This is a genomic window from Mesorhizobium sp. CA4 (assembly GCF_020165075.1).
In the GTDB taxonomy this organism is placed as follows: Bacteria; Pseudomonadota; Alphaproteobacteria; order Rhizobiales; family Rhizobiaceae; genus Mesorhizobium.
The window spans coordinates 1-20,507 of sequence record NZ_JAIUHK010000027.1; the positions used below are offsets into that span (position 1 = coordinate 1).

Annotated in this window: 26 protein-coding genes; 13 read left to right on the top strand and 13 right to left on the bottom strand. The window is 60.3% G+C overall.

The genetic code is table 11. From position 1 onward, the window contains the following. Positions 1–1,832: phage terminase large subunit family protein (locus tag LB528_RS20885; protein WP_224716135.1), on the bottom strand; the 1,832-nt coding region annotated here is incomplete at its 3' end. Beyond that, entirely contained in the window at positions 1,826–2,287 is a 462-nt protein-coding gene (locus LB528_RS20890) for a hypothetical protein (protein WP_224716136.1), read from the bottom strand. The genes LB528_RS20890 and LB528_RS20885, both read right to left, overlap by 7 nt. A gap of 192 nt (positions 2,288–2,479) precedes the next feature. Between LB528_RS20890 and LB528_RS20895 the strand changes: the two genes are divergently transcribed. The 5 genes from LB528_RS20895 (at position 2,480) to LB528_RS20915 (ending at position 5,660) form a co-directional block, all read left to right on the top strand. Then, positions 2,480–3,178, top strand: a complete 699-nt coding sequence (locus LB528_RS20895) for a DUF3489 domain-containing protein (protein WP_224716137.1) — start codon at positions 2,480–2,482, stop codon at positions 3,176–3,178. Then, entirely contained in the window at positions 3,175–3,663 is a 489-nt protein-coding gene (locus LB528_RS20900) for a hypothetical protein (protein ID WP_224716138.1), read from the top strand. The genes LB528_RS20895 and LB528_RS20900 overlap by 4 nt, the downstream gene beginning before the upstream one ends. Then, entirely contained in the window at positions 3,663–3,908 is a 246-nt protein-coding gene (locus LB528_RS20905; protein WP_224716139.1) for a hypothetical protein, read from the top strand. The genes LB528_RS20900 and LB528_RS20905 overlap by 1 nt, the downstream gene beginning before the upstream one ends. A gap of 598 nt (positions 3,909–4,506) precedes the next feature. Next, on the top strand, positions 4,507–4,749 hold the full coding sequence (locus LB528_RS20910) for a hypothetical protein (protein WP_224716140.1): 243 nt from the start codon (positions 4,507–4,509) through the stop codon (positions 4,747–4,749). After that, positions 4,749–5,660 carry an RNA ligase family protein gene (locus LB528_RS20915; RefSeq protein WP_224716141.1) on the top strand — a complete coding sequence of 304 codons (912 nt, stop codon included), beginning with the start codon at positions 4,749–4,751 and terminating at the stop codon, positions 5,658–5,660. Before LB528_RS20910 ends, LB528_RS20915 begins: the two co-directional genes overlap by 1 nt. 609 nt (positions 5,661–6,269) lie before the next feature. Here LB528_RS20915 and LB528_RS20920 read toward each other — a convergent pair. The 3 genes from LB528_RS20920 to LB528_RS20930 all read right to left on the bottom strand — a co-directional run bounded on the left by LB528_RS20920 (position 6,270) and on the right by LB528_RS20930 (position 8,633). After that, positions 6,270–6,764 carry a phage tail protein gene (locus LB528_RS20920; protein WP_224716142.1) on the bottom strand — a complete coding sequence of 165 codons (495 nt, stop codon included), beginning with the start codon at positions 6,762–6,764 and terminating at the stop codon, positions 6,270–6,272. A 59-nt stretch (positions 6,765–6,823) separates the two neighbouring features. Then, positions 6,824–7,006 carry a hypothetical protein gene (locus LB528_RS20925; RefSeq protein ID WP_224716143.1) on the bottom strand — a complete coding sequence of 61 codons (183 nt, stop codon included), beginning with the start codon at positions 7,004–7,006 and terminating at the stop codon, positions 6,824–6,826. A gap of 454 nt (positions 7,007–7,460) precedes the next feature. After that, positions 7,461–8,633: a hypothetical protein gene (locus LB528_RS20930; protein WP_224716144.1), complete on the bottom strand. Its 1,173-nt coding sequence runs from the start codon at positions 8,631–8,633 to the stop codon at positions 7,461–7,463. Between the two features lie 167 nt (positions 8,634–8,800). Here LB528_RS20930 and LB528_RS20935 point away from each other — a divergent pair, with 167 nt between their 5' ends. The 5 genes from LB528_RS20935 (at position 8,801) to LB528_RS20955 (ending at position 11,439) form a co-directional block, all read left to right on the top strand. Further along, on the top strand, positions 8,801–9,652 hold the full coding sequence (locus LB528_RS20935; RefSeq protein ID WP_224716145.1) for a DUF6011 domain-containing protein: 852 nt from the start codon (positions 8,801–8,803) through the stop codon (positions 9,650–9,652). Between the two features lie 33 nt (positions 9,653–9,685). Next, entirely contained in the window at positions 9,686–9,901 is a 216-nt protein-coding gene (locus LB528_RS20940) for a hypothetical protein (protein ID WP_224716146.1), read from the top strand. 1 nt (position 9,902) lies between these two features. Continuing rightward, positions 9,903–10,055, top strand: coding sequence for a hypothetical protein (locus tag LB528_RS20945; protein ID WP_224716147.1), 153 nt, complete (start codon positions 9,903–9,905; stop codon positions 10,053–10,055). Next, a complete protein-coding gene (locus LB528_RS20950) occupies positions 10,052–10,228 on the top strand; it encodes a hypothetical protein (RefSeq protein WP_224716148.1) in 177 nt (58 codons plus the stop codon). The genes LB528_RS20945 and LB528_RS20950 overlap by 4 nt, the downstream gene beginning before the upstream one ends. An 875-nt stretch (positions 10,229–11,103) precedes the next feature. After that, a complete protein-coding gene (locus LB528_RS20955; RefSeq protein WP_224716149.1) occupies positions 11,104–11,439 on the top strand; it encodes a hypothetical protein in 336 nt (111 codons plus the stop codon). A gap of 169 nt (positions 11,440–11,608) precedes the next feature. Here the strand turns inward: LB528_RS20955 and LB528_RS20960 are convergent, their stop codons facing one another. Then, on the bottom strand, positions 11,609–11,848 hold the full coding sequence (locus tag LB528_RS20960) for a hypothetical protein (protein ID WP_224716150.1): 240 nt from the start codon (positions 11,846–11,848) through the stop codon (positions 11,609–11,611). A gap of 567 nt (positions 11,849–12,415) precedes the next feature. On the opposite strand from LB528_RS20960, the gene LB528_RS20965 reads away from it, so the two are divergent. Both LB528_RS20965 and LB528_RS20970 read left to right on the top strand, forming a co-directional pair. Then, positions 12,416–12,691, top strand: a complete 276-nt coding sequence (locus LB528_RS20965; protein ID WP_224716151.1) for a type II toxin-antitoxin system RelE/ParE family toxin — start codon at positions 12,416–12,418, stop codon at positions 12,689–12,691. Between the two features lie 15 nt (positions 12,692–12,706). Next, the gene (locus LB528_RS20970; protein ID WP_224716209.1) at positions 12,707–13,045 is read left to right on the top strand and encodes a HigA family addiction module antitoxin; all 339 of its coding nucleotides are present in this window, start codon (positions 12,707–12,709) and stop codon (positions 13,043–13,045) included. Positions 13,046–13,282: 237 nt separating this feature from the next. On the opposite strand, the gene LB528_RS20975 is transcribed toward LB528_RS20970, so the two are convergent. Both LB528_RS20975 and LB528_RS20980 read right to left on the bottom strand, forming a co-directional pair. Then, entirely contained in the window at positions 13,283–13,564 is a 282-nt protein-coding gene (locus LB528_RS20975) for a hypothetical protein (RefSeq protein WP_224716152.1), read from the bottom strand. A 5-nt stretch (positions 13,565–13,569) separates the two neighbouring features. Then, positions 13,570–14,316 (bottom strand): hypothetical protein, encoded by a 747-nt coding sequence (locus tag LB528_RS20980; RefSeq protein WP_224716153.1) that lies wholly within the window; start codon positions 14,314–14,316, stop codon positions 13,570–13,572. A 507-nt stretch (positions 14,317–14,823) separates the two neighbouring features. Between LB528_RS20980 and LB528_RS20985 the strand changes: the two genes are divergently transcribed. Then, positions 14,824–15,480: an outer membrane protein gene (locus tag LB528_RS20985; RefSeq protein WP_224716154.1), complete on the top strand. Its 657-nt coding sequence runs from the start codon at positions 14,824–14,826 to the stop codon at positions 15,478–15,480. A 233-nt stretch (positions 15,481–15,713) separates the two neighbouring features. On the opposite strand, the gene LB528_RS20990 is transcribed toward LB528_RS20985, so the two are convergent. The 5 genes from LB528_RS20990 to LB528_RS21010 all read right to left on the bottom strand — a co-directional run bounded on the left by LB528_RS20990 (position 15,714) and on the right by LB528_RS21010 (position 20,504). Beyond that, positions 15,714–16,016, bottom strand: coding sequence for a hypothetical protein (locus LB528_RS20990; RefSeq protein ID WP_224716155.1), 303 nt, complete (start codon positions 16,014–16,016; stop codon positions 15,714–15,716). 107 nt (positions 16,017–16,123) lie between these two features. Continuing rightward, on the bottom strand, positions 16,124–18,994 hold the full coding sequence (locus LB528_RS20995) for a hypothetical protein (RefSeq protein WP_224716156.1): 2,871 nt from the start codon (positions 18,992–18,994) through the stop codon (positions 16,124–16,126). Continuing rightward, positions 18,981–19,403 (bottom strand): hypothetical protein, encoded by a 423-nt coding sequence (locus LB528_RS21000; protein ID WP_224716157.1) that lies wholly within the window; start codon positions 19,401–19,403, stop codon positions 18,981–18,983. The genes LB528_RS20995 and LB528_RS21000 overlap by 14 nt, the downstream gene beginning before the upstream one ends. Beyond that, a complete protein-coding gene (locus LB528_RS21005) occupies positions 19,400–20,233 on the bottom strand; it encodes a hypothetical protein (RefSeq protein ID WP_224716158.1) in 834 nt (277 codons plus the stop codon). Before LB528_RS21005 ends, LB528_RS21000 begins: the two co-directional genes overlap by 4 nt. Continuing rightward, complete coding sequence (locus tag LB528_RS21010; protein WP_224716159.1) at positions 20,226–20,504, bottom strand: hypothetical protein; 279 nt, start codon at positions 20,502–20,504, stop codon at positions 20,226–20,228. The genes LB528_RS21005 and LB528_RS21010 overlap by 8 nt, the downstream gene beginning before the upstream one ends. Positions 20,505–20,507: the final 3 nt, after the last annotated feature.

The following is a 20,507-nucleotide window of genomic DNA, read 5'->3' on the forward strand; positions in this document are numbered from 1 at the left end:
GCCGGTTCGGGCAAGGCGGGGGCTAGCTTTCCCTCGACCTTGGTGGCCTCACGGTTCAAGACGATGCCGGCAGCGATCAAGCCTTGCAACGCGGCGTAGGCGTAGACGCGGCAGTCCAACGCCTCGTTTCGGGCGGCGTCGGGTTTCCACCAATACACGTCTTTGAAACCTTTGACGTATCGGGTTTTCTTTACCTCGACAGTCAATTGATCGAAGTATTCCTTATCGCGTTCCATCGGGAAGTGACAGGCGCCGGCACCCCTTACATCCGGCCCCGTCTTCTCGAGCCGTTTGGTAATGGTTTCCTTCGCGCTGTCCACGCCAATGGGGAAAAGGTTGATCCTGCCCTTATTGTTTCGGGTCGGCTTTTTCGGCCAAACCGGTCGCCTGCCGGCGTAACCTTTGATACCCCAAATTCGCCGGCCCTCGCGCGGCTTGACGAAGCGGTAAACGTCTTGCGTGTTTGAGCCGCCGGTATCGACGGCGGTGGCAGAAATCGCCATGCCGTTCGGGAACGCGGGATGCGGGAACCGCTCGCGCAAGTAATCGTCTAACTGATCCCAAACCTCTTGTTGTGATGGGTCGCCGTGGAAAACCTTGTAATCAAGCGACCACGACTCCTCGTCTCGGCCCCACCCAACGGCTTCGCATTCCAGGCGGTCGGGCTGCACGTCCACGCCGGCCGAAATGACGGCGACGCGGGCGGGGCAACCCGAGAAGTCTTCGCGCTTCGAAAGTAAGGCCTCGGGGTCCGCCTTCTCGCCGCTCAGGTCTTCCCAAGAATCGCCTAGAACGGTGTTGACGAAAATCTGTAGCAGCGCGGGGTCGTCTTTGGCCGCCAGGAATTCCGAGACGCATTCCGACCATTTGAACCAAGGTGAGTAGAGCGCGGAAAGGTGATAGCTGCGCACGTTCGGCCGGATCGGCGTCGCAGTAGGAACCCACTCGGCGCCATGCTCTTCGGACAGCAAGAATTTTTTGCGGGCTTCGGTGTGCCGGTGCTCGCAAAGCTCGCCGGTGTCCGGGTCCGCCGCCTGGCAAACGAAGGCCGCCGTTTCCGGCCGCCCCGCTTCCCATTTGATCGCGCTCCACACGATGGGCTGCAGGGTGCCGCACCGCTCACACTTCACGTTGTAATAGCGCTGATCGCCGTCCTTAAAGGCTTTCTCGATACGGCTATTGATCTTGAGCTTTGGCGAAGACGTGATAAAGATTTTGCGGCGCGGGAAGTTCGCCGTTCGCTTGATCGCCAGCATAGCGGGGTCGCCTTCGTCGTCCGCTGATGCCGGGTAGGCGTCGACTTCGTCCAGCACCAAGCGGGACACCGGCGAGCCGCGAAGGCCGGAACCCGAGTTAGCGCCCGCCATAAACAGGGCGCCGCCGTCAAAGTCCTTTTGCTCGATTGTGTTTCCGCTATCGCGAGCCCTCGCCGGCTGGATCTTTTCAGCGAGCGCGGGGCTTTCCGAAATCATCGGATCGATGCGCGTCTTGCTGAACTTTTTCGCCATGGCGATAGTCGGCAGGACGTACATAATCGGGCCGGGCGAATGGTGGATTGTGTAGCCGACGAAATTGAAGCCAGCTTCCGAGGCGCCGATTTGCACGCCCTTCATGAGCGCCACGGTTTCGACCGCTGAATACGTGGACAGCGAGTCCATGATCTCGCGGAGGTACGGGGTTCGCGCGGTCCGCCACTTGCCGGGTTCCGACGAAGCTTTCGAGCTTAGGAAACGGTGTTCGTCCGCCCACTCCGAAACGGTGAAGGGCGGGTCGGGCTCAATGGCCGCAATCCCTTCCTCAAACAGGTATTCAAAGGCGCCCTCGGCTAGCACGCGGAGTCCCCGAAGGTTCCAGCGTCCAGCGGCGCCCGCGTCTTCGCCAGCTCGGCCAGGGCGACTCGCATATACCCTTCAAGCGCACCGGCAAGGCGCACCGGGTCCGCCTCAACTTCGGCGGCGATATCCGAGGCGTGGCGGTTCGCGAAATTCAGCATGGCGGCGCGGAAGACCAGCATAAGCGAGCGGATCGCGCGGCGCGCTTCCTCGCGGTCGACTGTGGCTTCCTTAAGCCGCTCAAGGTTGATCTTAGCGGCCTCAAGGTCGACTTGCATCCGCTCGACCTTAAGGTCGTATTCGCTGGTTTCCTCGGCGCCCTCGGCGGCTTCGCGAAGCTTCGAGGTCTTCGCCGCCGGCTTCCGCCGTTGCTGGTTAGGGTTGCTATTTGCAAACCATTGGACCCGTGCTTTGACCGCATCGACGGATCCGTCCGCCAGGATGGCCCCGGCCATGCTTCCGCGCTGCACTCTTTGCCTCACCGCATTAGGGGTAACGCCCATTTCTCGGGCGAAAGCGGCTAGGCTGATGCCCTCAAGATTTTTCCGGCCGCCCACTTTTTTTGATCCTAGCTATATACATGGCGCATATTCGACGCTATGAACCGTTTGCGAATTGCAAACACTCTAGCTGAATTGGAAACGACAATGAAGTCCTTCAATGTGAAGTCGAATGCGAAGCGCTTTGCCAAGCAACTGGCCGGCAAGTTCCCCGGCTACATCGTTGATGAGCCCGTGGCGGTGAGCCCTGGCGCACGCGAATGGTATCCCCATGTCGCCGCGCCGTCCAAGGTGCTGGCCGAGGGTATCCCCGCCGAGATCAGCGCCGCCGCTTTCGTCAACGGCCGGCCCTACACTGCCGAGGCGGCGGTGTCCGCACCGGCGGCCCCGGCAACCGTGGATATCGAGGCCGAGGTTGCCAGGGTTGCCGACATGACGCCGGCCGAGGTCGCGGACGCCAGCAAGACGAACAAGGCGAAGGTGCGCGAGGCCCGGAAGATGACGCCGGCCGATATGAAGGCCGCTGTTGCGGACCTCCCGCCTACGAAATCCACGCCCGAGGAAATCGAGGCCCGCCGTGCCGCCAGGCGCCAGCGCATCGCGACCGAGGGGCCGAAGCCCGCGAAGGCGCCGAAGCAAACGAAGGCGGCTAAGATCATTGAGCTTGTTTCCCGCGAGAACGGCGCCACCTTCGCCGAGCTTATGGAAGGCACGGAATGGCAGGCCCACACCTTGCGCGGCTACATCGCCGGCACCCTTCGCAAGAAAGGCCACAACATCGTTTGCCGGAAGATCAAGGGCGAAGAAACGCGCTACTTGATCCCGGCGGCCGAGGTGGTGGCATGAGCGCGACGGCGGCTCTGATTTGCAAGACGTGCGGCGAGGCCTTTGACCGAGGCGCCGCCCACAACTGCCGAGGCCTGGGCGGCTATCAGCCGGACCGGACCGAAGGCGACTGCGTCATCACGGCGGCGATGGCCCGCACCACGCCATTTCCTGGCCCCTGGCGGCTGGTCATTCTGGAGTCGCCTTATGCCGGCGACGTCGACCGCAACGTGGCCTATGCTCGGGCCGCGATGCGGGATTGCCTAGTCCGAGGTGACGCCCCGGCGGCAAGCCATCTGCTTTACACGCAACCCGGCGTGCTGGACGATGGCAACCCCGAGGAACGGGCGCGGGGCATCGACGCCGGGCTGGCGTGGGGTAGGGTTGCCGAGGCGACCGTTGTCTATACCGACCTCGGCATTTCCGGCGGAATGGGCGAGGGCGTCAAACGCGCGTTCGCCGAGGGCCGCCCGGTTGAATGGCGCACGCTCGCGGGGTGGCGGTGATGGTTGATCGGTCGAACCGTGCCGAGGTCCGCAACCCGGTGCTTGCGCTGCCGGCGGCGGCGAAGCTTCAGGCGTTGCCGCCCGAGGTCCGCCAGGTCGTAGCCGAGGTGTTGCGCGACCTGTCGGTGGACGCCCGCGCCAGGGCGCAAGTTTCCTGGCGCAAGAACAAGGGGCCGATGGCCGCTTACTGGAAAGCGGTCGGCGCCTACGCGACCCACCTTTACCGGGCGGTGCGGCCATGCTGACGCCGGCACAAGCGCGCACCCTTCGGCGGCTCTCCGATGAATGGACGGACGCGCCGCCCGATGGGCTCGATAAGATCTTCACGGGCTTGGTCGACGCGGGCCTCGCTGATATGAGACAGGCGCCGGGCTGGCAACGCCGCCGGACCTCGGCGGGCCGCGCCGCTATCGGCCTGGCATCATGGAAGGCAAGGCCGGCGGCGGGCGAGGCGGCATGAGCGATCAACCGAAGCGTGGGCCGTGCGCCCATGCCGACATCGCGGCGGACAAGCGGGGCCGCGTCGTCATGCGCGTCGACAAGGCGTGGCGGTGCCTCGCCCCGCAACCCGAGTTGCCGGTGCTGCCGGCGTCCATAACCGGCGCGTATGGCTTCACCTGGCCGCCGCGCCGGGCCTGGGTCACTCGGGACGATTGCGCTGCTTGCCCGTGCTGGACGGAAAGGAAGGCGGCGGAATGAAGCTCCTAGCGTTCGCCTTCGTGGTGCTGTTGTTCATGGCGGTCGGCTTTTGGCTCACCGCCGAACTGGTGGCCTACAGGTGAGCCGGCGAATGGAACCATTCAAGACGTAGCGAGTTGGCTCGGATCGGGTGGACAAGCTCCAATGGTTCGAGATTCACAAGCTGGCGCGAAAGCCATTCGCACGATGATCCGAAGCGAGCAAACCCGCCGCGCCCTGCAGAAGCTGTTAGGGTTGGAAGTAAATCCGGTGTTGCCTCAAAACTTCGTCTCGCTGCTTAAGGCTCTTGAGGAAGCCGAAGAAGGAAAAGACGAGGAACCTCACCCAGGATCCGCACCCCACCCGCCGCAAGCCCTAACCGAAGGAAATCGGAACTATTTTAGTTAATGCTGATTGAATCGCGTTCTCGCGAGTCAGTCATGCGTTTAGCGTTCATCCCGCCAATGAAGCCCAAGCTTGTAGACCGCCCGCCGCTCGGTGATGGCTGGATACATGAGATCAAGCTGGACGGCTATCGAACGCAAGTCATCATCAACGGCCCCGATGATATCCGCGCCTATTCGAGAAGTGGCGCGGACTGGACGAAGCGATACCTTGGCATTGTGGAAGCCGCCCGCGAGCTAGGTGTTGAGTCCGCGATCATTGACGGTGAAGCCGTAGTGCCCGGCGATGATGGCCGGCCTGACTTCCACAAGATGCAACGGGTTATTCAGAAAGACCCTTATGCCGCCATCCTCGGCGCCTTCGATATCCTGCACCTCGACGGCCATGACCTCCGCGACATCGGCTGTAAAGCCCGCCGGGAAATGCTCTACAGCATCGTGAAACCTGGCACGCGAATTCAATTCAGCGAGGCTTTACCAGGCGACGCCGCGTCCATCTTCTACTTGATCGATCAAGCAGGGATTGAGGGCCTGGTTTCGAAGCGGGAGCATTCCGTTTATCGCAGCGGCCCTACGACGAATTGGTTGAAGACGAAAAGCTATATGCACACTGATCTTGATCTAATCGGGTATGAGCGCGAGCCCGGCAAACCCGCCGTTGCCAGGTTCGCCGAGCCGGGAACCGGGCGGTATGTCGGGGCCGCTGTCATCGCACTCGGCCGAGAAGCCCGTGAACGGTTATGGGCAAAGGTCAAGGCGAGGGCCGGCGGAGCCCCGCCCAATGAGGTGATGCGGAAGCGGCACCCGTCGACGGAATGGGTGAAGCCAGGTCTGCGGGCCAGGGTGCAGCACTTGCGAGGCGAAGAGTTCTTGCGGCACGGATCCGTCAAGGAACTACTGGAAGGCGATAGCTAACCCCGCAAGAGTAGGCGCAAAAGCTCGCCTTCACCCCCTTTTAGGAAGACGTCGATCAATTCCGAAGCTAACGCTTCCCTCTTCTCGCGGTCGTGTTCGTCCACCTTGCGCAGGGTGCATAGGCGGTCGAATACCCTCTGCAACAACTCCATCTCGGTCGCATCAAGCTTCCCGCGATAGCCCCGGAGCGGCATTTCAACGACTCCTCGAAACGAACCGCCTCATGTGGGGTCGAAGCGGCGAAATTAAAGAGTCATATCCGCTACTCCCTTCCCTGGGTTCCCGCCGCTAGCGATAACCCTTTCATTATCCTTAAGAAATTCCAACCGGGCACCGAACCGCGGAATTCCATAACCATCAACGAAAGCGATGGTTTCTATTCGTGGCGTGTAGTGAAGGTATACTTTTGGCCTGGTCAGACGCTAGCGAGAATGTGCGCCGCAGCGTCCCCCTCACCCCTGGCACGGCGGGGGAAGGACCCGCGAAATCATAAACCATTGATATCATTGAGCTTTCGGCTATTGAGGCATCGCCTCTTGATCTTGACGCCGAGGGGTGCAGCGGCGTAGGGCGTCGCGTAATGCATCAACGGTTGTGATGTATCGGGGATCAACCCTTGAAGGCGTAACGCTTCAACTGTCTGACCACGTTCGCGGTGAGGCGGTCTTGTGCATCGGCGATGATCTCACCTTGCTCAATCGCCTGCGTCATCACCTGGGTGACACCGGACCCCCATAGTTCTTTGATCGGGAATCGCTTTTTCGTGGTGCGGGCAAATACCCCCTCATGCCCTGACCGCATCGTCGCAATGAAGGTGTGCTTATACAGCTTTCGGACGCCCCAGGCGTTTGCGGTGACACCCGCTTTCGTTTGCCTCGCCGCGAACTTGATAAGCGCTATCGGGCGGCCCGAGCCCCTGACAACAGCGGTTAGCGTTGTAGGCTGTGACCACGGATAGACACGGATGGAAGGATCAACGTCGCCCCGCTTTAATCCGCCTTGCTTCGCTACGATGCGAGCCGCATAGGTGCGGACCTGTTTAGCCGTGGTGTTCACTGCCACGGAAAGCGCTTGGTGCAGGCGGGCGCCCTGCAGCTTGCGCATCAACGCGCGGACCTCGGCTGTATTCCAGTCCGCGCGTATCTCAAGGCCAGACATCGGCCTTACTTGTTCTTGCCCTTGCGGGTGACGACCTCGGCCTCGGGTTCCTTCACCTCGGGGGCGAGCGCACCGGCACGACGCAAGCGGTCCAGCGTACCGGGGCCGATGTCATCGGGAACCGGGCCTTTGACGAACTGCCGAGGCGAACCACGGTCTGCCACTACCATGTTGCGTATGAGGTCCATTGCGGGAATCCTTCTCGGGGTTCTCGGGAATGGGCGCATAAAGCCGGATTCGTTTGCGGTTCGTCAACGGTCACGCTTCGCGGGGCAGCATGTATTTTTCCTGGAATCGCCCATACACCCGAAAAATACAGCTAACCCCTTGTTTCTATATATATAAATTTATCTGTATAGAAATATATATAGAAAAAGACCTCTACGCGCTTATGCCTATGCGCTACGCGCCTGGGTGCATGCCTGTACACGCTGAATAGCTATTTGTTTTGGGCCGACTTTCTATACGCCAAAATAAGCGATGTGAAATCAGCGGCTTAGGTGTATTTTCGGGCCTGTATTCCCTTGTATTTTCCGCGATGTATGCGGGCGAGGCCCGCGCCCGAGGGCTAAAAGTTGTCATTTTGCAAACTGCCCCATTGCCCGCCAGCGCGGGTCGCGGCGCCTTCGCCTCGCGGGCCAATTAAGAAAAAGTGACAGACATGTTGGGAAAGTAGGTGGATATCGGCGTATCAACGATGTGGTCTGGTTCTAGCGCTCTTCGAACTTGGTTGGCGACTTCGGCCCTGTAGGAATCGAGTCGAGGAACAAGAGAGTAAATATCCGTGGTATCGATGGGGATAGTCCGCATCTGATTAACGTCAAACGGTATCCGATCAGATTGCCTAATAACTTGGACTATGGGGAGCTTAACTGCATGACGCAAGGCAAGCTCATAGAATACATTCGGATTGTGGAAAGATAGGTCAGCAATTACCAACCTGGATCTCATGATGTATTCTATAATCTGGCGGGTGATTACGCCTGGCTTGTCTATGGCATCAGCCCTCACTACGGCCAGTTTGAAGGGCTCCATTGCGGGTTCGACAATAGAACCCAAAAACAGGTCGGAATGTTTCCTAGCCTCAGACCCTTCGTCACCAATAGGGGCAATATAAAAGCACGTGCTCTCAAATTGAGCGTGATCTGCCGTGATCATGCTCGTTTGGCTTCGGACAATTGGCGTGGCCGTCGTAGCGCCCGTAGTTGGACCGGCGGCAGGCAAGCTGCCCAAGAGCATGTCGACGGATATTATTCGCTCCGCGCCGGACAACGTTTTGAGTAGACCAACGAAACGCAAGTTAACAATGAAGGTGTCGACCGCTTCGGGAGCATGTCCAGCTTCTACGCCAAATTCTTTGACTGCATCGATCAGAACAGCGTGGGCGGGCAGTTTGTTTCCGGTGAACTTTTCATACAGCTTAGCAAATGGGTCAATTTTCAAAATGGCCAACTCGGCCATTACCCGCGCGCGCTCGCGGGCCGAGACCTGTTCGTCGACTGCTTTTAAGCCCGACTCCGTCAGTTCTATGCTGTCCGCCTGCACTCCGCCTCTAGTGAGGCCGTAGCGCCCTGAATTGATAATCAGTTGCCGCGACCCTCCGCTCTCCGGAGACTTTCCTAGCTGATCGAATAACGTCAAACGCTTGACCGGCTGTCCGCCTCCGATGCGAAATACTGCCTTTGCGAAATCCAGCGGCTCTTCGAATGATGAAGCCGGAAAGGAGCGTTGAGACCTCCGCTTTTTTAACTCCGCGTCAACTCTTGAGACCACCACCGCCTCTTCCGATGCGGGCGCCTTACTTGGTCTAGCCATGCTCTTCCCCCAAACAACTTGATCTTTGTACGCGCGAACCCAAGCGAAGAAAAGGGCGATAACTCCCGCCTCTGCTGCACCTCAAGAAAACTGCCGTTTGCGTATTGCAAACCAATATGCGCCATGTATATTGAATGTCATCGAAACGCAAACCAAGGCAAATGGCCATGATCGATTTCAACGACCTCGATACGGACCCGATGACCTCGACCCCGGTGGCGCCCATCGGCGCCCCGGAAGAGATCCGCGCCGCCGCTCACATGCACAACGGTGGCGACGCGGTGTTCCCGTGCCCGAAGTGCCTGGGGTCCGGTTTGTGGCGCGGAATCCGCCGTTGCTTCACCTGTCAGGGCAAGGGCAAGGTGTCCAAGGGTGTTGTCGCCGCCGCCAAGGGCAAGGTGACTAAAGCCGCGAACCTCGCCGCCGCCAAGGCCGAGTTTGAGGCAGCTAACCCGGACCTGATGAAGGGCCTTCGGGAAATCGCGGGCTGGCATCGTTTCGCCGGGGAATTACTCGGCAAGTTCGAGGTATACGGCGAGCTTACCGCCGGCCAGGTCGGCGCCGCGTTGAACAGCCTCGCCGAGGTGAAGCGGAAGCGTGAGGAAAAGGCGGCGGTTCGGGCCACGGAAACCGCTGACAGGTCCGGCGAGGTCGGCGTCGACCGCATCAACGCTCTGTTCGCCACGGCCATGGAGTCCGGCCTGAAAAAGCCGATGTTCCGCACCGAACGCCTTACGATCAAGCCGGCAAAGCTTCACCCCGGCACGCTGTACGTGACCGACAAGGCGGCCGGCGGCGAGTACGTGGGCAAGATCGTCAACGGCCAGTTCACCGCGAGGCGCGAGGCCGCCACGGACACCTTGGCCCTGCTTTGCGCCATCGCAGCGGACCCGCTCAAGGCCGCCACCGATTACGGCCGGTCCACCGGTGTCTGCGGGTGCTGTGGCCGCGAGCTTACCGACCCGGATTCAGTCAAGGCCGGCATCGGCCCGATTTGCGCGACGAAGTGGGGCCTTTGAGCCCCACGCCTACCCCCGTAAGGATCAACTGCAATGGGCAAGACGACGCCGAAAGGCATGACCGATTCCGAGGTGCTACAGGCCGAGCAAGCCATGCTCGCCGCAAAGGTCCGTAACGTGATGATACGGGAGTGCATGCGGATCGGCGACGACGGCGACATCGAAACCGCCGGCATCCTGGCGAAGGCGGTCCGCGCCCTTACCTACGATCAGATTTTGCGGATGCGCCGCGCCATCCTCGGGGCCTGACATGGAACCGAAGTTGAAACACCCTGGCCGCGCCATACTTGTCGTTTTGCCGGCGATGATCTTTCTCGGCATCAACTCGGCCTCGGAATGGCTGGCGCATCACTCCGCACGGGCATTCGACGGCCTGCTGACATGGGCAGGATACGAACTATGAACGATGAAGAGCGCCGCGCCGCTTGGGCCGCGCTTCGAATGATCGGGGAGGCAGTGGGCGAACTGTTCGGCCCGGAAGCGTCGATGCAAAGTGAAGATACGATAGGCCCCGAGTTCCATGACTACGCCGAGGCGATTATTGAAGCGCTGCAAAGGGTCGCAGCCAGCAAATAGTATAAGGCGGGCCTATCGCCGGTTGCTTTTCTCTACTTCAGGGCGGTTACCGGAAGAAACAGCGCCGCCCACAAGTTCGTTTGTATTAGCCAGCCTTAATATAGAGAAGTAGTTGCATCACGAATTGTTAAAAACTTTTGGTCGGCTCTCGATCCATGTTGCAGGGTAAAAAATCAGTGATAGAAGCCTTCCGGGCTTAGTACCCGACGAGACCGTGGGCGCGACAACGCCCGAGAGTCGCACGCTTAGCGTCCGCCGCAAAACCCTGGCTATTCGGCCGGGGGCGGCGTGCGTATGTCCAAGCCTCCGGCTATACGCGCGTCGGCTTGTCGTCTTGATAAGTTGCTAACCCCGGGCTCGCCGCCCGAATAACGCGGCCCTGCGTGTTCCTATCGTACAAAATGTATTGCGTTCGTGCGATTTGTACGTTCTAATTTTGTTCTCACTATCGTACCTCGGGTTTGGGAATCAATTCGCATGAAACGCCGCCTAAAGCTTGCCCTGTCCGCCTTCACAAAGCCGCACCTCGCCTTTGCCAAGTCGGCACCCGTCGAGGTGAGGCCTCGGCCTTCGGCGCCTCCGCTATACATCGCCACGGGGCGGACCTATCGCGCCAGGAACGGCGCCAGGATTGGCCCGCTTCGCCCCTTCCGCGACGAGGAAGACGGTCCCCATAAGGACCGGGTCGGCCGATCCGCTTGGTTCTACGCCGAAGGTATCGGCCCCTTTGACCGCTTCGGCCATTTCCTATCCGGCCAAGCCGGGGAAAGCCCGCTTGACTGCGTGGCGGATTGGAAGCCAGGCCAAATCATTGTTTTCGATCAACTCTCTGTCGAAGCGCCTTTGCGATATTCTCACTAACAGCGAGGAAAATCATGATCCAGCTACCGCAAACCGCCCCGTTGCCGTGGGCGATCAGAGAAAGCGCGGGCGTCACCGATTTGGTAGACGCCAATGGCGAGCCCGTCATTACCTCGGACGACGAGGGACTTAGTGGCAACTCTGAGGTGTGGGCTTTCATCCTGGCCGCCGTCAACGCCTACGCCTATGATCGGCGCCGCAACGGCCCCGGGGTGCTGGTGCCGAAGCGACCGGAATTGGCGATGGACACCGCCTTTATCGGCTACCTCAACGAATGCGAACAAAAAGCCATGATGCCCACCATAGCGGCGCTATGGCCTCGCTTGATCGATGCGGCTTTGAGACAATAGAGCCGTGTGCTGGCGCCCGGCGCCAGGCTTCACCCGTGACCGGATGGCGTTCGTAACACAACCAAAGCGATTCCTAATGGAGGGAGCGCTTCCGTGCCCGCTTTTCACAGACAAAAGAAAACGGCTCGCCGTTGACGACGAGCCGTTTGCGGTCGGATGAGAGATGAGTCTAGCGCTGAGCCGGGGGGATTGCTCCCTCGCTCTCAGTGAAGCTTACTGTCACCTTAGTAAGCCTGTACCCCCTTTGGGCAATCTCGTCCTTGACGATCTTAGCCACCTCTTTTTCTTCCTTAACCGCCGTCTGCACCCACTCAGCGGCGGTTGTCTCGCTGGGGAAGTCGGCGCCGGTCGGAAGCACTAGCTGATACCCGTTCTTGCCGGAAACATGCTTGTAAAACGTATAGGTCATTAGCAATCCTTCTTACTGAAATTTGAGCGGGTCGCCCAATGACCCCCATATATGTGCCGCTTCGACTTACGCAAGGTTAGCTCGATAGCGCGCGCGGAAAAATGCGAACGGGCCGCCTTGTCGAGGGGCGGGGCCCGCACTGTCGGAGAGGCTAGACGCCATCCGGGCCGCTATCCTTCCGGTCTAGGGCACACCGCTGGCCGTAGGCGCGCACTATCGCGTTGGCCTTGCCCTGGCATGGATAACAAGGCCGCTCGCATTTGCTATCGCAGATCATAAGCGCGACCTCGGCGGCGGTAGGCTTCGCCGAGGCGGTCAAGAGCTTGAGCCCCACGAATAGCGCGGTGTCGGGTGACAGCACGGCCCGCCGGTGCGCGTTCGCCCGCGCGATCAGCGACGCCGCTAAATCCGCCTCATTCGTCCACCGTCGTCGCACCGTTTCGGCCTCTGGAATTTATTCCTATTGTGGAAACTAGCCGCAGGCCGGTCAAGAGTGGCGATCAAAAAAGTGCGCGCGACTGTAATCTATCAGTTGACACTGTAATCAAATTGATTACAGTCAATTTCATGATTATGACCTTCAAAAACAAAGCCCTCGCGAACCTCTGGCAAACCAGCCGGTCGACCATTGATGCGCGGATGCACCGCCGCATCTTGATCCGGCTCAACGCCATTGATGCGGCGGCAACGGTTGCCGACCTCAACCTTCCGGGCTTCGATTTCCACGCGCTGCACGGCTTCAACCCGACCCGCTATACCGTGCACGTTAACGGGCCGTGGTGCATCACATTCGAGTTCGAAGGCGGCAACGCCTACCGCGTTGACTTCGAGCAATACCACTAGGAGAATACGACCATGATGAATTTTGAAAAGCTTGATCCTAAGCCCCGCGCCGACATCCCGGCCAAGGCGGACCCGGACCGCTGCCCCTCTCACCCCGGCGAGCTTATCGCGGACCTGTTGGAAGATACCAGGCATAGCAAGATGGCGGTGGCCGAAATGCTCGGGATTTCTCGCCAGCAGTTCCATTCCGTACTAGCCGGCCGGAAGCCGGTAACGCCGGACATGGCGGCGCGTCTCGGAAAGCTCTTCGGCAATGGCCCCGGCCTCTGGCTACGCATGCAGGCGAACTTTGACGCCTGGCACGCGGCGCGCGAGGTTGACGTATCGGCAATTCCGACCATCCAGGCAGCTTAGAGGGAATCCAAATGCAGCCTAGTGAAGGGCCAGATCTGTTTTTGACCCTTCTGCCGTTGATAGTTATCTATGGCATGGCTTCCGCCCTCACCATTTGGAAACGCAAAGAACGGAAGGCCGAACTTACCTACGCCGAAGGTTTCCGGCGGTGGCGGACAATGAACCTGTATCTGTTCGGCTTTATCGCTGTCGGGGTCGCCATGTGGTGGATGAGGGAAAACGGTATTACAAGGTAAGTCACCACTCGGCGACTTCGACGCCGCCATCCGGCCGGAAGGTCAAGCGGTATTGGAAGTCGCCGAAAACGTTGTCTGTGCCGTCATCCGGCCCACACCAAACCTTTACAACGTTGCCGCGAGCGCTCGCCGGCTTCGCTGAGACCATCTTGACGATAGGGCAATTGAAGCCCTTTGCCTTGAGCAAGGCGGTCGTGTCCTTGACCATGACCGGCGTTAGCTCGATCTGCACCGCGAGGGCGGGCGTAGATATGAGTGAGCCGAGAGCGGCGACGGCGAGCATCTTTTTCATACCGCGAGGTCTAGCGTCGTTTCGGCTAGGTCCGCAACCCCGGCGCGCTCTAGAGCCGGTTCTAGCAGCCGCAAGACCGCGTCGCGCTTTTTCGCCTTTAAAGACAAGTCTCCGTCCAGGCCGACCTCATGGAGCCAAGTTCCCCGCCATTCGCAATATGCCTGTCTGAGTTCGGCCTCCGGCAAAGCTGCGAATGAAGTGATCGGCCGTTGCGGCACCGTGTTTGGATCCGCGTGGCGATAGAGCACGTTCCAATTTGCACCGCCGGTATCTAAGTGGTTGCCGAACCAGTCTAGTCCGAAATCCAGAGGCTCGCGGCCGACCGCATCAAATCGAAAGAAACAATAGCCAGCCCAGAGAAACCACCGCGCGCCTGCCCAACGCAGATCGCCGTAAAAGGCCGCGTCTTCAAGGGGTTCAAAGGGGTCGCATGGCTGTGTCGGGAAAAGATCCTGGTCAAGGAATCCGAATGCGGCCGGCACGGCCGGCTTCAGAATGTTATGCCACATCCAATTCATTGCAGCGCCGTGAGACCGGCTGGCATTTCTTCCTGTCCATGGATTGACAGGCAGCCTGACATAGACGGCGCCATGTCTCGCGCATACTTGCTCGTTCTCATTGGCGGCCGCTTCGCCGGCGCTGTTGTCGGCAACGATGTGCAGATCGTGGCGAACCAATCCCCTCGTCAGTCGCAACTGCAAATCTAAGCATTGAGCATCGCTGAATGCTATGGTCAGCAGCACACGGCGGCCCCGAGCGGCGGCGCGGATAGTCTGGATGTCGCCTTTCCTCGCTCGTTGCCACAGAAACCGTGCGTCAGTAGCTCTATAGCGAATAGATTTATATGCATGGGTGATGGGCCGAAGGCGGCCCCAATCCTGCAATTTGTACTCTCGCAATCTGATCATGGCGGCAGGCCTTACCCTCCAATGGCAGCGCCCGCAACAATTCCGTAGGGCGGCACGTCCTTTGTGACTACCGAGCCCGCCCCAACATGCACGGGTGAGCCTGGCGCGGTCCACCGCCGCTATGTGAAGTCGGCGAACGGCGTGCCCTTCGGCCTATTCGGGCGAATTGGCTTGTATGGCACACGCTAAAGCTGTGGCTTCTATGCATCACCCGAGGGAATAGTCCCGTCTTTGGATGCGGGGGCGTTGACAACGGAAGGTGTTCCGCGACATCGCTATCTCACTCGGGTGGTGACCTTGGGGCATTCATCCGACCTAAGCAGGCAACAAAGGGTTATTCCCGTGAAACAGATTCTTCTTGCGACCGCTCTCGTGTTGGCTACCGGCACCGCCTATGCGGCTGATGCATTGCAGGAGGCACCGGTTGCTGCTTCCTATGACTGGACCGGCGCATATATCGGTGTGAACGCCGGCGGCGGTTTCGGCACGTTCAGTATCGATCCTGCCGGCGGCGGCCCTGGTGGTTTCGACCTCAGCGCGAGCGGCTTCCTGGGAGGCATTCAGGCCGGTTACAACTGGCAGGTTGGCCAATTCGTCTACGGCGTTGAAGCCGACTTCCAGGGCTCCGACGTTAAGGCCGAGATATCGCTCGGCGGCCCCTCTCTGGAAGCAAAGGTTGATTGGTTCGGCACGGTGCGTGCTCGCATTGGCTATACGCCCGTCGACCGCTTCCTGGTCTATGGCACTGGCGGCTTGGCTTACGGTCACGAAAAGCTCGACACATCCGGGCTCGGGGGCGGGCCTAGCTTTTCGAAGACCAGGGTCGGCTGGACCGTTGGTGCGGGCGCTGAATACGCAATCACCAACAATTGGTCGTTCAAGTCTGAATATCTTTACACGGATCTGGGTAAGCAGACGTTCGATATCGGAGGGCCAGTGGGTGCCGACGTCAAAGTGCCCTTCCACACCGTTCGCGTCGGTCTGAACTACAAGTTCTGATTTATTGGCGGACCTAGCAGAAAGCCCCGGCAGATTGGCCGGGGCTTTTTTTTCGCTCCACCCGGGCCGAAGATCATGGTGTGGCCGACCCGAGCTGCCGTTGCGGCGAGGTTACCCAAGTCTTCCAAACCAGCCATGCCGTAGGCGAGCAGCGTGCCTTCACCGTTGGAAGTTGCGTGACGAAAAAACCCGACATCGCTGCCGGGTTTCGAGACATAGTGTCATCCGCGCTATCAGGTCGCCCACGGCACCGCGAAAGTTCGATGGAACGCGGCGCTGCGATGGGTGGAGCGGTAGACAGCAAAGGTAGCGGCGACGGTTCGCTTGGCGCCGAGCGTGACGGGTTTTCGCATCATGTCCGAGGCCCGCATGATCGCGAAGTCGCCCGGAACCGCCAGAATGGGCGGGGCCGGTACTCCATGCTTCATGGTGGCGACCGTGACGGTGTCGAACTCGGCGGCCGGTGCAGCACACGCCGGAAAGGCGAGGCAGCAAACCGCGAAGATAGCAGACACGAGAAAGCTTCTCTTGAGCATCTTGGTTCCCTGGTTTCATCAGTCAAAAAAGCGGCCCGCCCTTGGAGGTCTATAGAGCGGGCCGCAACATCACGATAATCAACGAATCGTTTGCATTTTGTCAACGGTCAATCCGCGTCTTCGCCGGGTTCACGCTCGCCGAGCAAGGCGTTAAGCGGAACAGTCACGAACGGCGTATTGATCCCGCTGGAAAAGTAGCGGTTCCCCTTGCCAGGGATCGCCCCAGGTATCGCTTTCAAGATGTCTCGATACTTCGTTGCGCCCCATTCCGTATTTTTCAGGATCAACCGTTTGAAGCTTTCGTGCGAGGTGGTGATGTCCGCGACCATGCCAGCCGGCCCCCGCCATACCCGGATGCCGAGGCGCGCCAGGGCGGACACGGCGGACCCCTTTTTCTTGTTCGGTTCCTGGGTGCCGTAGCCGTCATTAAGCGGCGTCAAATCGGCGGCGAAGGCGGCCAGTTCCAAAAGCTCCCCAATGGTTCGTTCCCATTGCCCGCCCTCGGGCGTGTTGTGCCGCACCAAGTAGCCGGTGACGTGTTGCAAGAACCGCTCGGAGTCCTTAGTGGCGCCCTTCGCGGTGTGATCCGTCCAGTCGTTGGCGCGAAGCCATTTCAATGCCTCTTCCACCGTGACCGGCTTGGTCGTGTTGAGAAGGTAGGCACCGGCCAGCATCGGCCCGAGCTGGTCGCCGAGACGTTGAGTGCCGAGGTGCTGCGTCGCCGCCACGGTGAACACGTCCACGTAGGACCGCAGCGTCGGCAGATGAGCGATGGTGCGCGCGAGAAGGCGCTTTGAAAAGGTCGGCGTTAGCAGGCCTACGATATCGGACAGAAGCTTTTCGTAGTGCTTTTTATTGGCCGCCTTCTCTTCGTCCGAATCCCGTGAAGGGTCCGCAAGCGACAATTGCGTGATGCGGGTTTCGTCCGCGTAGCCTTCAATCTGAGTGAAGATGGACGCGAACACGAACATTGATCGGGCTCGGAAGCCCTTCGTTTTCTGGCCGGCGGTGCCCTTCAAAATCATGCCGTCACCTTCCGAGGCGGCGACGCGGGCCAGGTCCATAATCGCCCGGATACGGTTTTGGTTGTTCTGATCCTTCGGCTCGATTTCGTCAAAGATGATGGGCAACGCATCCATGGAGAGAGCGCCGCGCACGCCGGCTTCGGTCGTGTTGCCGACCACGCTCAACGCCGTCTCGCCGAGGCATCGCTTGATAATTTGATCCATGACAGTCGACTTGCCCGAGCCTGCCGGGCCGTTCACCCATATATGCGGGCGCCATTTCAGGAAGCCGCACACCGGGGCTACAACACACCATCCCGCCAGCAAGTAGCCGGACAGCGGCGACACCCACCGAAGGCTTTTGCAAAGCTCTAACAGGCGCCGCGCCTCATTGGTGGAAACGGGCTCCGCGACGTCCACGGCCAGGGCTTCGCCTTCGTCATAGACGAACCGACTCCGGTGCTCATGAAACGACTTCTCTTCCCCGTCCACGATGAGCCGATCGCCGGCATGGTAGACGGCGGTTTCTGCTTCGAACCATGCGCCTCGGCCGCGCACCGAATTGTGCGGCACGAACTTGCGCCGGTACATGCAAGCCTGCATGCAAGCGTTGATCGCGGCTTTCCAATCGACGCCCTCTTTCGAGCCGGGGAATTCAGATTCCCACCATTGAAGGGGGGCAAGCCGCATCATGTTTGAGGCAGACAGTTGCGAGGCGTTGAGAGCGATGACTTGCGCCACGTTGGAGGGCTGAAAGAACAGGGTTGTTTCATCCACGCCGAGGCACCGGAAATGAGGGTCGCCGAAGCTGGCTAGCGGGTGCTCGATCTCGCCTAGCTTGCCCCGTGGGGCTTCGTCAAAGTGCTCGCCGGGACCTTCGGCCCCCTGATAGTAGTCGCTGGTATCCTGGGGCAGCGGCGGGTTGCTTTCGTCCGCTACAGGCTTCGGGTTGAGCACGGTGTCGATGACTTCCCGAACGCGATCAATCCCGCTTTTGCGGGCGAGGTCATCGAAGTCGGTAAAGTCAATTTCGGCGTCGTCAAACTCGGGATAAGCGACGAGGCCGCCCACGGCTTCCGCCGCTTCCTTCGCCTTTGTGACCCCAGGATTGAAACGCCCGTCCGGCATCTTCACAAGGCGGTCATTATCCGCAGCGAAGAGCAAGCGGGCTTTCGGGTACTTCGCCCGTATCGCCTTGGAAACGGGGCCGAGGTTGCCGGCGTCGAACGCGGTAATAGTGAGATAGCCGGTCGCTTGGTGGACGCGGGCGGCGGTGCTGTAGCCCTCGGCTATGGCAATGGTGAACTCGGCGCCAGGATCTTCGGGCCGCTTTCCGATGGGATGGTAATTCCCCTCTTTGGCGGTGCCTTTGAGAAAGCGTTTCGTGCCGTCATCGGCGATAAGCTGGACGCTCGCCAGTTCGGCGCCAGGCGTGTACAGCGGCACGACAAGGGAACCGGCGCGGGCGGTGCGGGGGTCTTCGTCCGGCTCAATGGTGTATTTGACGTTTTGTTTGAGGCGCCGAAGGCCAGGGAAGGGCGGCAGGCCCTTTTTGGCGAGGTAGGGGTGTGAGGCCGGCGCCTTCTCTGTAGCGGCCATGATGAGACCCGCAGCGGCGGCAGCGGCGGCATTAAGGGCGGCTCGCTCTTCCTCGCGCTGGCGTTGCGTTTCCGCCATGCGCTTTTTCAGTTCGGCCCGCTCGGCGGCGGTCATGGTGGACGGGCGCTTTTCCGTCCATGTATCCTGAATTCCGGTTTGCAGGTCGCCGAAGGCGCCCGAGGCCGGGGTGTCCAGATGCAGCACATACCAAACGTGTTGGTTCCTGGCCTTTTTCTTGCCCTGGGCATTGGCACGGTGCACCTTGCCATCGGCTATCGGGTGTGAGGCGCCGCGCGCGTTGGCGGTGTCCATGTGGACGCCCGCCGAGCGCATCGCGTCGAGGAATTCAAGGATCTTCTGTTCACTGTCCGCCACGGTATGCCTTGAGACTTTCTAGCGCGTCCGCTTCACTTCTGATGATTGTTCCGATGCCGCCAGCGGCGGCCACGAAACCGGCGAAATGGGCTTGTTCCGGCGTGGGCCGTCCCGTCCCGTCTTTCACTTCCCATGACCCGAACACGGCGACACGCTTGCCGACCATGTCCGGGGTTATCTCGATTGTGTGGAGTCCGATGATGTCGCCGGACCCTTTGCAAAGGCCGGCGGCGATGGGGTAGGCGTCGAGCACGACTCGCTCGCCACCTCGAGCACGGTAGACCTCGCCGGGCGACAAAGAAAACGATTTGCCCGCCCATCCCTTCGCCGTGGTGTTTCTCCACACCGTAGCGCCGGCCTTGGACAGTGCTAGCAGGCAACGGTTCATCAGGTTGGTGCCGGTACTCATAGCAGCGCCGCCATGGGCTTGAACGCCTCGCCAGGTTCCGCCGGCTTCCACTTGTCAAAGTCCGCCTCGACCTGGCCGTAGTTGACTGGGTGAGCGGCGCGAAGGTTGAGCGGCGAGCGGCCAGGAATGTAGCGCCCCCGTTCCTCGGCCGGAGCGAGCCAGCGCATATCAAGCCACCGCTTGCGATCAATCTTGAGGTGCTTGAAGTCGCCAGGGGTAACGAAGCCCCGGCGCTCCAAAACTATGCAAATCTTGATCGCCTTGATCTTCCACTCGGAAAGCTGCGAAGGCCCCGAGGCGCCGGCCGCGACGTCCGGCACATAGTCCGGCACCTTGCACCGTTCTGTGGGGCAATGGTCAACCCACTCTTCGCGCCACTCAAAGTTGCCGGGTTTCGGCAGTTCCGGGGTGAACACCGGCTTGTCATTCTCACGCCAGCGGTTGAGGCCGAAACGTTCGGCAAGGGTCCGCGCCTCTTCGTCCCGCGAGGCCTGGCTTTGCACCTCAACCACGGTGATGCCGAGGTATCGCGCAATCGCCTTCATTTCCACACCGGCGGCGCCGTAGGGCACCAAGGCGGCCCGGAAGTCCGGCGCGGCCCGCTCCCCGTTTCCACGGCCCGCGTAGAGGCCTTCGGCGGCCTGCAACAGAACCTTGGCGTTGAGGGTCATTTTGGCCTCAACGCCGATTTGTGCGCCATCGGCCTGGCGCACCAAGAGGATGTCGAAACCAGCGGTTTCCGCGTATGCGGTCCAGCCATCCGGCAATCCGGCGATGAAGGCGGCGCAAAGCGCGGCCTCATTCTCAAAAACGGATTTGATCTTAGCCATTGGCGGCCACCGGCTTTTGCCGCTCGCACACCTCGGCGTAATGGCGCAACACCTCGCCGGCACCGGCGGGGCCGTACCACTCGACAAGCCGAACCGCCAGGGTGTCCAGCACGCCGAAGGCGGCGGCATCCGCCGGAAGGCCGTCCCGAACGTGAGCGGCGAGCACGCCGGCCATGGCGACGCGGCCACCGTTGCGCACGGTATTATGCTTGATCGCCTCAAGCTGCGTCATCTGGCCGGATTTGATGTAGTCGGAATAAGAGCGGGTCATTGC

Coding starts and splice junctions, on each gene's coding strand:
- LB528_RS20965 (WP_224716151.1), top strand. CDS start 12,416: ATGATTATGACCTTCAAAAACAAAGCCCTCGCGAACCTCTGGCAAACC.
- LB528_RS20955 (WP_224716149.1), top strand. CDS start 11,104: ATGATCCAGCTACCGCAAACCGCCCCGTTGCCGTGGGCGATCAGAGAA.
- LB528_RS20960 (WP_224716150.1), bottom strand. CDS start 11,848: ATGACCTATACGTTTTACAAGCATGTTTCCGGCAAGAACGGGTATCAG.
- LB528_RS21000 (WP_224716157.1), bottom strand. CDS start 19,403: ATGAGTACCGGCACCAACCTGATGAACCGTTGCCTGCTAGCACTGTCC.
- LB528_RS21005 (WP_224716158.1), bottom strand. CDS start 20,233: ATGGCTAAGATCAAATCCGTTTTTGAGAATGAGGCCGCGCTTTGCGCC.
- LB528_RS20895 (WP_224716137.1), top strand. CDS start 2,480: ATGAAGTCCTTCAATGTGAAGTCGAATGCGAAGCGCTTTGCCAAGCAA.
- LB528_RS20935 (WP_224716145.1), top strand. CDS start 8,801: ATGATCGATTTCAACGACCTCGATACGGACCCGATGACCTCGACCCCG.
- LB528_RS20920 (WP_224716142.1), bottom strand. CDS start 6,764: ATGCGCAAGCTGCAGGGCGCCCGCCTGCACCAAGCGCTTTCCGTGGCA.
- LB528_RS20940 (WP_224716146.1), top strand. CDS start 9,686: ATGGGCAAGACGACGCCGAAAGGCATGACCGATTCCGAGGTGCTACAG.
- LB528_RS20970 (WP_224716209.1), top strand. CDS start 12,707: ATGAATTTTGAAAAGCTTGATCCTAAGCCCCGCGCCGACATCCCGGCC.
- LB528_RS20890 (WP_224716136.1), bottom strand. CDS start 2,287: ATGGCCGGGGCCATCCTGGCGGACGGATCCGTCGATGCGGTCAAAGCA.
- LB528_RS20915 (WP_224716141.1), top strand. CDS start 4,749: ATGCTGATTGAATCGCGTTCTCGCGAGTCAGTCATGCGTTTAGCGTTC.
- LB528_RS20990 (WP_224716155.1), bottom strand. CDS start 16,016: ATGCTCAAGAGAAGCTTTCTCGTGTCTGCTATCTTCGCGGTTTGCTGC.
- LB528_RS20905 (WP_224716139.1), top strand. CDS start 3,663: ATGGTTGATCGGTCGAACCGTGCCGAGGTCCGCAACCCGGTGCTTGCG.
- LB528_RS20900 (WP_224716138.1), top strand. CDS start 3,175: ATGAGCGCGACGGCGGCTCTGATTTGCAAGACGTGCGGCGAGGCCTTT.
- LB528_RS20930 (WP_224716144.1), bottom strand. CDS start 8,633: ATGGCTAGACCAAGTAAGGCGCCCGCATCGGAAGAGGCGGTGGTGGTC.
- LB528_RS20925 (WP_224716143.1), bottom strand. CDS start 7,006: ATGGACCTCATACGCAACATGGTAGTGGCAGACCGTGGTTCGCCTCGG.
- LB528_RS20975 (WP_224716152.1), bottom strand. CDS start 13,564: ATGCTCGCCGTCGCCGCTCTCGGCTCACTCATATCTACGCCCGCCCTC.
- LB528_RS20950 (WP_224716148.1), top strand. CDS start 10,052: ATGAACGATGAAGAGCGCCGCGCCGCTTGGGCCGCGCTTCGAATGATC.
- LB528_RS20910 (WP_224716140.1), top strand. CDS start 4,507: ATGGTTCGAGATTCACAAGCTGGCGCGAAAGCCATTCGCACGATGATC.
- LB528_RS21010 (WP_224716159.1), bottom strand. CDS start 20,504: ATGACCCGCTCTTATTCCGACTACATCAAATCCGGCCAGATGACGCAG.
- LB528_RS20945 (WP_224716147.1), top strand. CDS start 9,903: ATGGAACCGAAGTTGAAACACCCTGGCCGCGCCATACTTGTCGTTTTG.